Source organism: Gemella sp. oral taxon 928 (genome assembly GCF_001553915.1).
In the GTDB taxonomy this organism is placed as follows: domain Bacteria; phylum Bacillota; class Bacilli; order Staphylococcales; family Gemellaceae; genus Gemella; species Gemella massiliensis.
Genome location: NZ_CP014233.1, coordinates 1,124,720 through 1,139,289 on the forward strand (window position 1 = coordinate 1,124,720; position 14,570 = coordinate 1,139,289).

At 37.7% G+C, this 14,570-nt stretch carries 7 protein-coding genes; all 7 read right to left on the reverse strand.

Going from position 1 to position 14,570, the window contains the following annotated elements; all coding sequences use genetic code 11:
- Nucleotides 1-35: 35 nt before the first annotated feature.
- A complete protein-coding gene (locus AXE85_RS05070) occupies nt 36-902 on the reverse strand; it encodes a nucleotidyl transferase AbiEii/AbiGii toxin family protein (protein WP_062173603.1) in 867 nt (288 codons plus the stop codon).
- Entirely contained in the window at nt 902-1,495 is a 594-nt protein-coding gene (locus tag AXE85_RS05075; protein ID WP_062173605.1) for a type IV toxin-antitoxin system AbiEi family antitoxin domain-containing protein, read from the reverse strand. Before AXE85_RS05075 ends, AXE85_RS05070 begins: the two co-directional genes overlap by 1 nt.
- Nucleotides 1,496-1,601: 106 nt before the next feature.
- On the reverse strand, nt 1,602-2,420 hold the full coding sequence (locus AXE85_RS05080) for a hypothetical protein (RefSeq protein ID WP_062173607.1): 819 nt from the start codon (nt 2,418-2,420) through the stop codon (nt 1,602-1,604).
- A gap of 44 nt (nt 2,421-2,464) precedes the next feature.
- A complete protein-coding gene (locus AXE85_RS08635) occupies nt 2,465-11,599 on the reverse strand; it encodes a helicase-related protein (protein ID WP_062173608.1) in 9,135 nt (3,044 codons plus the stop codon).
- Between the two features lie 60 nt (nt 11,600-11,659).
- On the reverse strand, nt 11,660-13,372 hold the full coding sequence (locus AXE85_RS05090) for a DNA topoisomerase 3 (protein WP_062173610.1): 1,713 nt from the start codon (nt 13,370-13,372) through the stop codon (nt 11,660-11,662).
- Nucleotides 13,373-13,468: 96 nt separating this feature from the next.
- On the reverse strand, nt 13,469-14,344 hold the full coding sequence (locus AXE85_RS05095) for a CD1107 family mobile element protein (protein ID WP_062173612.1): 876 nt from the start codon (nt 14,342-14,344) through the stop codon (nt 13,469-13,471).
- Entirely contained in the window at nt 14,322-14,558 is a 237-nt protein-coding gene (locus AXE85_RS05100; RefSeq protein WP_062173614.1) for a hypothetical protein, read from the reverse strand. Before AXE85_RS05100 ends, AXE85_RS05095 begins: the two co-directional genes overlap by 23 nt.
- Nucleotides 14,559-14,570 lie beyond the last annotated feature (12 nt).

Consider the following 14,570-nt stretch of genomic DNA (forward strand, 5'->3'; position numbering starts at 1 on the left):
TGCGGATTCCACATTGTCATTTTTTTGTATTCTCTCTATTTTTCTGCAACAGATATTTTTTCAACATCTAATTTAGCTTCTATGGATAGTTCCCTAACCGAATGTATTACCTCATCCCAAGTATATTCGCCTGCATATTTAAACTTTTTCTGATAAATATCCCACAACCTTTTCATATCTTCATCTGATTTTACTATCTTCAATACGCTTTCTGCATTTTCTAAAAGGCTAAAATTTCCTCTCTTCTTAGCAGTTCTCTCTAACGCTAAAGCCAATATATCAGCATTTATACTTTGTGATTTTAAGAGTATGTGAATATCATAAAAATCTCTCATTCTTGTATTGGTTATGGATCTTGAAATGACAGTCTCCAGCTTTTCTGCCAAGACCGTTTCAATAGGATATGTCATAATGGGGATTGTTCTATCTTCAAACATCAGTTTGTATGAATAGGCTATTTCTCTTGGAGTAATTACATCGCCTGTAGAAATATCTATCTTCAAAGGAATAACTGCTCCATCTAATACAGCATCCATACTGAATCGTATTCCTGAATATTCTGCTTCATCCATAATTTCCGATACTTTTTTAATTCTGAACTTCACATTATCATCTAAATCTATATTTGAAATTTCTGTAATTGTACGCTCCATATCAATTATCGTTACAGGAATACCTTTAATGGTAGTGTCTATATCCATTGTAGCCCTTGCCTCTACCCCTACAAAAGCTGCTACCAACATTCCGCCTTTTAGGATAAAACTTCCATTGTATTTTGATGAAGATACTCGCTCTAAAAACCGCTCCATCATATATTTTCTAATCAGTACATGGGCTTCAATACCGACTTCTTTTGACAAATTTCGTATCAAATCTTTTAGTTGTTTTGATGAATGAATCATTATAATAACACCTCCAAATATTTACTTAACATATGATTTACTCGAAGTTTTTTTGCATATTCCATAAGCAGGTGCAAATTCTTGTCTTTACGCCTGATATACTGCTTCATTGCATCCTGAAAAATTTGAATTTCAATTTGTGAACGACTACGAATCATATCACAAACAGTACGCTCAGGATTATAGATGAAAACTTCATTTCCAAAAGGTGTTTTTGCTTTTGAAATCCCAAGTTCAAAAAAGTCTTTTTTAATAGAGAATACTTTTACACCATCTTCTCTTAAATGAGTGGCATTATATCCACTTTTTACCGTAACAGTATATTGCAGCGGCTCTTGATCCGTCATATCAAGCAGAAACAAGGCTGTATCGTGAGAAAAGATTGTTTTCGGGCAACGAAGCTGTAATAAGTACAGTCCATCTTTCCATACATCCGGAGAACAATAAATTCCATGTGAAATACGCTCATAATTATATTTTTCTACAAATTTTGCCAAAGTCGTTTTAGAAATTCCTTTACTGATGACTTCTGAAGTTCTTAAAACTCCATTACCCACAGTTGAAATTTCCCCAATCTGTTCTAACTGGTTCATGAACTCACTTCCTTTCACGCTCTTATTATATATTATATAAGCGTAAAAGTAAACATATAGACAAAAAAAGAGCCGGTGCAGTCCGAAGACCACACCGACCATCATCTTATCTTTCCGTTTCTTTTGACGATTCCTGCTTTACTTTTGGCTTTTCTTTATCTTCTGCCTGATATTCTTTGATAGCACCAAGTATGGATTTTTTACCGTTTTCTTGACCTTTTTCAGAATTGATCAAGGTATTTAACTTAGCATTCATTTTTTCAATATCTGCTCTAATCTGTCCTGATTGCTCCCAAGAATCAGCATAAAATAAGTCTTTTTCTCTTTCTTCTATCTCGCTTTTCAATTTAGCAATCTCTTGACTCTTATCCTGTCCTTTCATCTGTTCTTTCGCCTTTAAGAGCTTTGAGGATAATATCCTTACATTGCTATGCTCCTTGCCGTTATCATCAATAGAAGTTCTGATTTGACCAAAAAGTTTCACAAAATCTCCCTGTTTAAAGTCCTTTGGAATATCACTCTTTTCTCCATAAGCGGAGCAATTATGATATACCTTATTCCCGTCATCATCTTTGGAAACTACGGAGAAATTTGCCACCTTAAAGGCTTCTCCGTTCTTATTTTCTCTTTCGATTACATCTACATTGCCTACAACATTTCCGACAATATTTACAAGGTCATCTTTCTCCTGCTGAACATAGGGCAGGTCTTTTATCTGTCCCTGTTCTCTTAAATCTTCAATCATGTAATCGAAATCTTCATGAAGCAGATTGATGGTATCATTTGCCATATAAGCATCATAGAGCTTATCTAAGGCACTCTCATCGTTAATTCCTTTTTCCATGCTGATAACCGCCTTCACAAAATCTTTGTGGTTATCCTTTGCCATATCTTCAATCCTATCCCTTATTGTTTTGTAATCCATGTTTTTATATCTCCTTTCATGGTAAAAGGGAGCTGTTCGCTCCCTTATCTTGCATATTCCTGTTCTTTTGTAGTTTGTTTCTCTTCCGTTTTGCTTTCACTTTGATAAGCTCTGATCTGTCCTAAAATAGACGGTTTATCTTCCGTTCTTTGAGAAGTTTCCTCTTTTGTATGAAGATTATCTTCCACATCATAGGTTGATTCAAAGTAATCGCTGTCCCTGAAGTCATTGTCATATCTGTCGATGATACCGTCATTGTCGAGGTCTTTTGCAAGCGGATCATAGAAGTTTCCTTCATCATCAATATCAAGTCCCGTTGCTGCTCTTAAATCTTCGGAATCCACATAGATCAAATCTTCAAAAGAGGATAGCTCAATCTCATTTTTCATATTCCTTAGAGCTTCGTTCTCTCCCTTGTTTTCATAGTCGAAGCTCTCTGTTTTGATTGGAGTATCATCAATATACTGTGTCCATGTTTTAGCTTCTAAATTCAGTTCGTACTGAATCCCATGTCTTTCATCGGGCGTATTGGTATAGGCAATCCCGATATGCTTTAAATCAGGATATAGCGTGTCAAATTCATCGTAGCTGTGGTTTTCTTCATACTCTCTGTTACAGAAGTCAATAATCGCTCGTTTTACATCTTCCACAAGGGGATTGTCATTTCTCTTTTCTTCCACTTCTCCCATATCGAGCAGCTTATTCAGTTCGGCAAGCCTTAATACTTTAGTTTTCAGTTCATCTGCCTTTTCAAACGGCTTTTTAAGTTCTTCTTTGGCATTTTCAAGCTGTTCTTTGGTACTAACGAGCTTTTCTTCAAGCCTCTTTAATTTCTCAGGCATTTTCTCAAGAGCATTATCCAGTCTTATGATATTACCGTCTGCACTTATGCCAAGCTCTCCTGAATACTTTGCAGCACCGTTTAAGCTGAAGTTATGCTCATTGGTAAAGAAGTTATAGTTGACCTCTAAATCCATATTTCTATACTTTCCTATCATCTTACTTTCATTGATTTTTATAGTCTTGATAGCTTCAAGAAGTTTTTCTCCGGCTAATTTCTTATCAGTAATCTTCTCGCCTAAAATAGTAATGGAAGTAAACTTTTCCTCACCTACCGCTTTAGGTTCTACACTTGCTATATCATTCTTAACAGCTTCAATGAGTTTTTCCGTCCTTGCAATTTCTTCCGGATAATTTTTTGCGACCTTATCCTCTAATCTGTAACGATTGGACTTGTAGTTTGCTTCAAGCATTTTAAGTTTTGTAACCTCATTATCCAAGTCCATCTTTTCCTTAATCTTTGGATCTCCTGTTGCAAGGGCTTTTATCTCCGCATAGTTAAGGGAATTTTCATCCACATCTTCCGCCACACGAACAGGAGTCTTACTGGTCATAATCTGAGAAATGAATTTCTGTTTGTTTTCTATCGTCTGCCACAAATAGGCATCAAATGTATTCTCCGTTACATAACGATAGATATTTACTTTCTCATTTTCGTTACCCTGTCTTACAATTCTACCCGCACGCTGTTCAAGATCCGCAGGACGCCAAGGCACATCCAAATCATGCAGTGCAATCAGTTTATTCTGCACATTCGTGCCTGCTCCCATTTTCTGAGTTGAACCAAGTAATATCCTCACATCTCCCTTACGCACCTTTGCAAAGAGTTCATCCTTTTGTTTATCGGAGTTCGCTTCGTGGATAAATGCTATTTCTTCTTTCGGTATGCCCATAGCTACAAGTTTATCCCTAATATCATCATAAATGTTAAATTCTCCATCTCCTTTTGGCGTGGACATATCGGAAAATAGAAGCTGTGTAGACTTATTTTCTTTGGTCTTATCCCAAATACTAAAGACATTTTTCACGCAAACATTCACCTTGCTGTCAGGATTATCAGGAAGTAGGGGATTGATCAGTCTTTGGTCAAGGGCAAGTTTCTTACCATCATTAGTAATATTTAACATATTATCCTCATCAGGTTCTACCACTCTATTTCTAACCTTATCCGCTCTTTCAGATAATCCCTTTAGGATTTCTTTTTGTTCCTCGCTCGGCAAGGTTTTAATTACTTCATAGTGTGCTTCAGGTGTTGGAAGATTTAGCATATCTGCGGTCTGAATATCTGCTACTTCCTTAAACATGGACATCAATTCAGGTAGGTTATAAAACTTTGAAAATCTTGTTTTCACCCTGTATCCTATTCCTTCAGGAGCAAGTTCAAAGGCGGACTGAGTTTCCCCGAAGGTACTTGCCCAAGCATCAAAATGCTCCAAGTGATTCTTCTTTAGGTTTTCATACTGAAGATAACGCTGCATGGTGTAAAGCTCCGTCATAGAATTACTTACTGGTGTTCCTGTGGCAAAGACTATTCCTTTCCCGTTTGTCATCTCGTCCATATATCTACATTTCATAAACATATCGGATGACTTAAAGGCTTCACTTTGCCCAATCCCTGCAACATTACGCATTTTTGTATGAAGATACAAATTCTTAAATCCATGTGCTTCGTCCACAAAAAGCTTATCTACACCCAGTTCCTCGAAAGTAATGACATCGTCTTTCTTAAAATCATCGTTTAGTTTCTCAAGCCTTGCTTCCAGTTTTTTCTTGGTCTTTTCAAGTTGCTTAACCGTAAAATTTTGGTTTCTGTCGTGCTTGTATTCCTCAATATAGTTCAAAATTTCATCAATCTGATCCTGAATATGTTTCTCCTGATATTCCTTACTCATTGGGATTTTTTCAAACTGCGTATGACCGATTACAACCGCATCATATTCTCCGGTAGCAATCTTACCGATAAATCTCTTTCTGTTTCTTGGCTCAAAGTCTTTTTTATCAGCCACCATAATGTTAGCTGACGGATAAAGCTGCATAAACTCTCTGCCTATTTGACCTGTCAGGTGATTCGGCACGACAAAGAGCGACTTACTACACATTCCAAGCCTTTTACTTTCCATTGCGGAAGCGACCATCTCAAAGGTCTTTCCGCTTCCCACCACATGGGCAAGCAGGGTATTTCCTCCGTAAAGGCTTCTTGCAATGGCATTTCTTTGATGAGGTCTAAGCTCTATTTCCGTATTCATTCCCTCAAAAGAGAGGTTACTTCCGTCATATTCACGATTTCTGATAGAGTTAAAACGCTCATTGTAGAGCTTTACAAGTCTGCTTCTTCTTTCCTGATCATTAAATATCCAGTTCTTAAATTCTTCTTTTAGAAGCTCCTGTTTCTGTCCTGCAAGGAGAGTTTCCTTTTTATTTAGCACAGAACTTTTCGAGCCATCCGGATTTTCAATCTGGTCAAAGACTTTTGTTTCTTTAAGGTTTAAGGCATCTTCAATCAGCTTATATCCGTTTACCCTTGATGTTCCGTAGGTCATTTCTGCAAGATCGTTGCCCTTATCTCTGCTCTTTCCTTCAATATTCCATTCACTTGTGAGATTTGAAAATTTAACCTTAATATCCCATCTTGCCCAGCCCGGTGTTTTCAGTGTTTCAAAGATAAACTTTTCTATATCTTTTATCGGTATCCAAGTTGCACCAAGACGAACGCTGATCTCACTTGCTTCCAGTTCTTTCGGTAATACTTTGGTAAGTTCTGATTTTTGATATTCCAAACGGTTCATCTCATAGCTTATCAGCTCTTTTTCTTTTCCATCTTCCGCATACCCAAGATGAGGAAGTTCTCTTTCGGTCTGTCTTAGCTTTGAAAGATAGCTGTCAACAATGGCGATTTTATCCCTGATATTTCCTGATAGGTATTCGTCCTTTGTAACATAGCCATACTTATATGAATTGCTACCATTTGCACAGGCAAAAGGTAAATCCCCATCTTCGAGGTTAAAGGATAGCGGTCTGTAAAAGTTCTGTTCTTCCCTGATACTTAGATAAATCTCTCCTCTAAGCTCCTCAATCAAAGTAGGTCTGTCTTTTCCTGTCAGGTTTTCCATATACTCAAAATCCACATATCCTTTTTCGGATACTGATAATACCAGTGCTTCAAGGGAAGTGTCCACATGGTCAATGGTCTTTGCCTTTGTGATTGTCCTCTTGGAGAATATATCCCCCTTTGCCTTGAAGTTTTCTTCTTCGTCAAGGATTTCAATGGAGGAAACAAGAGGGAAGTTACTGTCCTCTTTTAAGGCTCTGGTATTACTTAGGTTATTGACATAGCCATGCTTTTTAGAAAAACTGTCATAGATTTCACTCAGCTTTTCCTGTGATTTTTTCACTTCATCGTCGGAAAAATCTTCCTTTTGTTTGTAAATGACATCTTTAAGGGCAGTATTCAGCTCAAGATAATCTTTAATCTTTTCTTTGTTTTTGTCCGTTATCTCTTTTTTTACAAAAAGAGAATTTTCCCTGTAATACACTTCGTCATCAATGATAGTATATGAAAAATTTTTGACATCATCTGTGGCAGGGATAGATGTGATTTCATCATCAAGCAGCTCTATTTCCTCATACTTTGCGTTCTTTGATATTTCTGTACCTGCTTTTGTAAGTAATTCCTTTAAGTCAGCATTTTCTTTCGGTAGACAAGCAAGGGTATTTCCAAATCTTCCTGATACTTCACGCATTGTGCCGAGTACCTGTTCGGGATGATCTACAAAGTATTTGTTATATACAAGTCCCTTTTCATCTTCAGATAGATGTACCCAGTCCTCATCCCTTTCTCTAATACTATCTCTTTTCTTTAGGAAAATAATGTCCGATGTTACTTCCGTTCCGGCAACGCCCTTAAAGGTATCGTTCGGAAGTCTGATGGCTCCTAAAAACTCCGCCCTTGCTGCAATGTATCGTCTGACACTTTCATCCTTTTTATCCATCGTCCCTGAAGATGTTATAAAAGCGATAATACCGCCATTTCTGACTTTATCAATGGACTTGGCAAAGAAATAATCGTGAATCAGAAAGTTATTTTTGTTATACTCCCTGTCATTGACCTTGTACTCTCCAAAGGGTACATTACCGATAACAGCATCAAAGAAATTATTGGAAAAGGAAGTTTCTTCCAGTCCTTTAATCTGTATATCACTTTCCGGATATAGAAGTTTTCCAATTCGACCGCTTACCGAGTCAAGCTCTACACCGTAAAACTTTGACTCACTCATTTCATCAGGAAGATTGCCGATAAAGTTTCCGATGCCCATTGACGGTTCTAAGATATTACCAGTCTTAAAGCCCATTCCTGACAGGGTAGAGTAGATACTGTCAATGACTGTTTTAGGCGTAAAAAAGGCAGTTAAGGTAGATTCCTTAGCTGCTTCATATTCTAAAGGCGATAGATTTTCTTTTAGGAATTTTCTTGCGGTATCCCACTGACCGCCCTTTTCTTCATCGAAGACTTCAGAAAGTCCGCCCCAACCGACATATTTTACCAAGACTTCCTGAGCGGTGTTGTCAAGCTCTCTTTGTCCACTCTCCACTCGTTTAAGCATGGAGATTGCTTCAAGGTTTTGGTTTAACCTTTCACTTGGCGTTAATTTTTCAGGGAGGATTTCTTCGGTAATCTTAAAGTTATGAGCTTCTATTTTAGGTTTTTCTGCCTTTTCATCAATATCTTGAATTATATCTTTCGATTTCTTGTATGTCAGATTTTCAAATATCCTCTCAAGGTCGCTATCCAAACGATAGGGAATCACATCGGAGCCGGTTATCATACCGCCAAGATATTCGGTATTGTCCATAACCGTTACGGTCTTTAGGTTATTTCCCATATTATCAAAGCGGGTAATCGTACAGTCCTTATCCTTGTATCTCACTTCATCGCCAACCAAAAAGTTTGGTCTTTCAAGGCTTATCTTTCTTAATAGCTCCTCATTATTCATAAACGGTACGATTGCAATTTGCCTATTTCCATCTCTTGCCGGATAAAGCCATACCTCCGGCTTTCCGTTTACTTTATTTTTTTCAATATCCCTTGCGATATATGCTTCATGGTCAAAATAGACGGTATCACCTTGTTTCACTGCAAATTGTTCTGTAAGACTTTCTTCTTTTTCATTCAGCTCTACTTCTTCCTTTTGCCAAATGTAGTCAAATAGGGTAGGTTGAACAGGACTTTTCTCAAGTGTTTCTTCCATTTCTTCAAAGTTTTCATAAGTTTTATACTCGGCTGTATCTATTCTTAAATGTTCTTTTAGCTGATACGCTGTATAGCCGTAGCTGTCTATCAGTTCATCAACCTTTTTGCTATCTTCATAGCTTTCTCCATAAAACAGCTTGTACTTTACACCGCCAAGAGCCACGCTATTTTCCGCTTCGGATAAATTGATATGAGCTACATCAGACTTATCTGCCACAATGAACTCTGTGCCGACCTTAATAGCAATTTTTTCATCAGGCAGGGCATTTATGTCATCTGCTTCTTTTTCTTTATCCTCTGCATTAACACCTGATAATTTGTTCCTATCGTTGATAATAACCTCTGCTTCTTCTAATGAAATTCCCATTTCATCACTAAGATAAAAGATTTCCTGTTCCTTATGATTCTCTTTTGAGGAAAGCTGCCCGTTAAATACTCGGTCTATTTCTTCCTCGCTCATCTGTTTTACAAGCTCTGTATCTTTAATCTCTCGAAAAGTCTTTGGAAAATCCTCTAAAATAAGTCTTTGTGCGTTTAGTTCCTTCAGTTCCTCAAGATTGAAATATCCCCATTCAGGTTCAATCCCTAAAACAAGACCAAAAGCATCACCGCTTTCTCTGTCGTACTCCGTCATATACCAAGTCCAGTTGCTTCTAAAAGGAATGATATATGCTGCATGAACTTCCTTATCCGCTAAATCAATTTCTTCCTGTGCGTAAAGTTCCGGTACTCTTTCAAGCATTTCCTTTGTCATCAGATTTTCAGGTTCATCTTTAGAATAATATTGTGATTTTTGTGGCTCTTTTTCTTCTTCTCTCTCTGCCTTACTTTCTATTTTCTTTTCTTCAAGATAAAGATTTTTAGAAAGCAGCTCATCAATATGCTTTGCCACACTTGACCAAGTAAGGAACACATCGCTGCAATCATTCTTTTCCAGTTTTATTCCTTTGGCATCATGCCATTCTCCACTGCCTGTCAAACCTGATACCGCATGGCTTCTTCCTCCTGTTCCGTATTCATCTTTTAAGAAGTCGGCTTTTTCCTGTAAAGTATGGTTCTCTTTGAAAAACTTTGTAATTCTCTCTTTTCCTCTATCGATTCCGCTTCCCCTTGAAAGGGTAGCAAGGACTTCATCTTCCGTAATAAAGGCTTTTACTTTCGGAAGTTCGGTTAGATTGGTACTGTATTCTTTTCTTGACAGTTCAAGCTCCTGTAGCTTCTGATAAAGGCTGTCTACTTTGTGATAGTGAAACCTTAGTACATCTCTATCTTCTCTATATGCTTCTAAAAATCGTCCATACTCTTTGATAACATCTACAAGGTATTCAGGATTTTTCAGTGCCTCGGATAATCGTTTTGTTTCATCCGGAAAGCCACCTCCCTTTTCGAGAAATTCAAAAAAGCCTTGTTCTTTTCCTTCCTCACTCAAATCGTGAATGAGATACCATAGAAATTCTGAAATTCTATCCCTTTCATAATCCAAGGCTTCTGAAATCTCCACATTGGTAGCAAACTCTCCGTTTTCCAAAAGTTCAGCAATTCTGTTGGCAGCATCACTCCAACTTAAAACTTGTGTGTTATCTTCTCTTACTAATGTTCCGGAAGCAAAATGAATCCCCTTACCCGAATACCAAGCTGAGATTTCACTTCCGTCAATGATATAGCCGTTTCCCCCTTGAAAAGTATTTTTAAGATATTCTCCCAATTCTTCATTGCTTTTTCCTTTGGAAAACTCGGCAATGATAGGAAGTCTGCCCCCATCGTGATTTCCCCCGTTAATAAGGACAGTATCTATATCTTTCTGAGCAAGAGGGATGCTAAGCCTTATCTGTCCGTAAGAGTTTTCAGGCAAATAAAAAGAAGCCTTGTCAGCTTCTCTTATCTCTACTTCAGTATTTTCTTTTAGATTTCGACGATTTCCTTGATGGTCATTTCCTTCAAGGCTGAAATCATCGCCCCATACTGTGGATCGCTCTCGCTCTTGATCTTCCAAGATGCCATCAGTTTCGGTTTCTCTGTTCTCATAAATGCTATCGCCTGTTTCTGAATGTCCATCAGGTGTTCTGTCAGCTTCTTCTCCTTGTATAGATCCACTAACATCTCGAAGCGGCTCTGCTCCTCGCTCTGTGAAAGGTAATCCAGCCTCATCACTGCGTAGGTCGGATTCGGAAATTCCCTGATAAATTCCGTCTGTTCCTCCAAATGGTTCAGAGTATTCTCCCTGATTTTCTCTATTATTTCGTCCATACTCTCCATTTCTGAAAACTCGCTCGGTTTCACTAATTCTTTCCTGATCATCTCGTCGAAGTACATGGTTTTCTCCTCCCTCAATTTCTTCTTTAATCTTATTATATCCTGCTTCTCTGCTTCTTAAAACTCCTTTTTGAAGTTCTATCTCTTTGCTCTTTTGAATGGTTGTATCTATGATATTTCCACTAATATCCGATACGGTTTCACAAAGACTCATAAGGGATATGCTGTCCAGTCTTTTGAAATTTTCTCTTAACAGCTCCTTATCCATAGGGTAGTATAACTTAAATCTTGAAGCTACTGCATAGCTGATGGAATCCCTTAAAAATTTGACAAAGGATGTTCTGTCCTCATCAGCTATTCTAAGCTCATTCATCAGGCTGTCTATCTTTTCATCGCCATAAATTCTGCTTAAGGAAAAGATATTTTCAAGATTACTTTCGCTTTCTTCATAGCCTTCACTTGCTATCATTTCCTTTAAGACCTCTTGATGAGCTTCTTTATCAAATCGCCAAAGATTGACCTCATTGACATTTCTGTTTCTTGAAACGGTCTGGCTTACATCAAAGATATAGTCAACCTTTTTATATGTTCCGTAGTCCTCTAAAATCGGAATCCCTTTCTGTCCTCGCATAACTGTTCGATGAAAGCGTTCACGCCAATAGTCGAACTTGGCACAAGCTGTTGCTTCAGGATTTTTATCATAGATACTTAATTGACTTCTAAAGTCATATCTTTGATTGTTCCCGACAACCTTTAGGAGCTTTAAATATTCCGCTTCGCTATGCAGAATATCTTGTTTTACAAGCTCCAAAATGTTATGAAAATCATTGATTCGCATTTTTACCTCCTTTTTCTAATTCCCCCGATTTCGGGGGATTTAATTTCCTATTCATTTTTCCTATTCATTCTTCTGGTGTTCCTCTACCGTATGTTTTATCTGTTCCTCAATCTTTTCTAAAAACTCTTTTTTGGAAGATTTGCCCTGTGATATATCAGACAACTCCATTTCCCATTGTGCCGTCATTTCTGCCGATTTAAAGTTATCTGCAACAATCTCTATCAGGCTTTTTCCTTTCGGTGTTGCAATCAGATTCTTCTTATCTCGTTCAATAAATTCTTTGTAAATCAGATTTTCAATAATGCCTGCTCTTGTTGCCGGTGTTCCAAGTCCTTCTCTTTCCACTTCAACACCTTTTTCCAGTGCATCATTACCTGCAAGCTCCATAGCCTTTAGGAGTGTATCCTCTGTAAAGTGTTTAGGAGGTTGACTGTACTTTTCTTTAATCTCTTTCTCCTTTATTTCAAGGACGTCACCCACATTTATCTCCGGCAAAACAGGTTCCTCATTTTTCTTAGACATATATTCTTTCAAATACTTTGTAAAGCCCTCGTCTTTAATTACCTTGCCGGTACTTGTAAATTCAAAACCGTCAAATTCAGCTACAATTTTTGTAGTATTTTGGGTGAGTGGATAGCCTACACTTGCGTGAAACTTATTAGAAATCAGTCGATATACTTTTGCTTCACTTTCAGGAAGTTTTGATATATCTTCACTGAGCGATGATACGGTCGGGATAATCGCATGATGATCCGTAACTTTTTTAGAGTTGAATACTACCTTGATACGCTCTGTATCAAAATCATTTTTTCCTAAGATATTGTTGACTGTGCTTGTAATCATATCTTCGGTTAAATATCTGCTGTCCGTTCTTGGATAAGTAATCAGCTTCTTTTCGTATAAACTCTGTGCGTAATCAAGGGTTTGTTTTGCACTGTATCCGAAATACTTATTGCACTCTCTTTGCAAGGTTGTAAGGTCAAAGGGCAGATCAGGCTTTATAATTTTCTCTTTCTGAATGACATCCGCAATTTCTATTCTGTTTTCGAGTAAATTTTTAAGCTGTTCTGCCACTTCCAAGCTGTCAATTCGTTCTGTCGAAAGAGTAAAGCCGTCAAGTTCAATTTCTACCGTATAGTATTTTTCTTTCTTAAAGTTGGCTATCTCGTCATCTCTTTTAACAATCATGGAAAGGGTAGGTGTCTGAACTCTGCCCACAGAATAGTTTTGCTTATACATGCAGGAATAAAGCCTGCTGATATTCATCCCGACAAGCCAATCTGCTACCATCCTTGCCTGTGCCGACTCAAAAAGATTGTCATAGTCTTTTCCGTCTTTTAGCTTATCAAAGCCGTCTTTAATTGCAGAATCTTCCATTGATGAAATCCAAAGCCTTTTCATCTTCTTTTTACAACTTGCCTGAAGATATACAAGTCTAAAGATAGCTTCTCCCTCTCGTCCTGCATCACAGGCATTGATAACTGTATCAATTTCCTTATCGTTCATCAGTTTTTTAAGTGTATTAAACTGCTTTTTCGTTGCCTTTGCCACCTCGTACTGATACTCACTTGGAATAATCGGCAAGTCGTCAATATTCCATTTTGCATACTTTTCATCATAAGAATCGGGATTTGCCATTTGAATTAAATGCCCGACACACCAGCTTACTCTGTACCCGTTACCCTCATAGTGTCCGTCTTTTTTATTCTTTGCCCCAATCACTTTGGCAATGGATAAGGCAACGCTTGGTTTTTCTGCTATCACAAGTTCCATATCGTTTTTCCTCCTTGTTCTCAGTAAAATAGGGCGAAAGTTGTAGTTCTCTCGCCCTGTGTTATGTTCTGAATATTATATGTTTTTCGTGAAGAATTATTCTTCTAATTCATCTTCACTGTCATCTGTTTCTGTTTCATCTTCCATTTTCTGATTTTCAACTTCTTCATTTTCCATTTCTTCGCTGCCTTCCGCTTCCGAGAAAAAATCATCATCTTCCTCTAAGGCTTCCAGTTCCTTATCTTCTTTCTTCTTTGCTACCTTAAAATAATAGCCTGCTCCCAACGCCCCCAAAGTTACAAGAGCAAGCAGGATATATGTTCCGGTGCTGCTTTTTTCTTCCTTTTTTTCAGGCTTTGTTTCTTCTTTCGCTTCGTCCTTTATGGATTCTTCCTTAACTACTTCTTTCGGTTTTTCCTTTGCTTCAACCATATTGAGCAGATCATCTTCGGAAACTTCGGTAAGGAGCATTACATTTTCTCCCTGTTCATCGTGATTGATAATGAGGTGAAAGGTCTTACCGTTCTTCGTCTTAAAGGTAATAAACTGTCTTGCATCGGCTGAATATTTGTCTGTTTCTTTATTGTCCTTATCGCTGTTATGATGAATCGGATAATCTTGGTTCGCATTATCTTTGTTTTCAGTAACGGAAGCTCTTGCTTTTGAGGGAGCGGAAGCCACTCCCTTATTTGTATTTGCCTTTTCACCGTTTGAAGCCGCATTATTTTGTTTTAAGTTCTCAGGTTCTTTCGCATTTAACTTATTGGGATAGCGGACTTCTTTTTCTTCTTCCTTTTTAATAACTGTAATTTCCGGTTTTTTCGGTTCTTCTTTTAGTGTTTCCTGTGCTGCTTCTTTTTCATCAACCTGTGCATAGGCTACCGATGGGTAAGCTGCCATAATGACCATAACCACAAGAAGCAAAACTGTCATTAGCCTTGTAAATACCTTATTTTTCATAACTGTTCTCATCTGTTTTCTCCTTTTTCGTTTCTGTTTGTTCCTTTTTAACCTTTGCCATTAAATCTGTAATTGTGATGTTGTTCTTCCTGCAAATGGCAATAATCTCCTCATTTTCAAGTTCTTCTTCACGAATCAATAAAGGCTCCAATTCTTCATCAATCAGAGCCTTCTTATCCCTTAACTTCTTTATCTTGTTTTTTACTGCTGTAAGTTCTTTTTTCACATTTTACCGTCC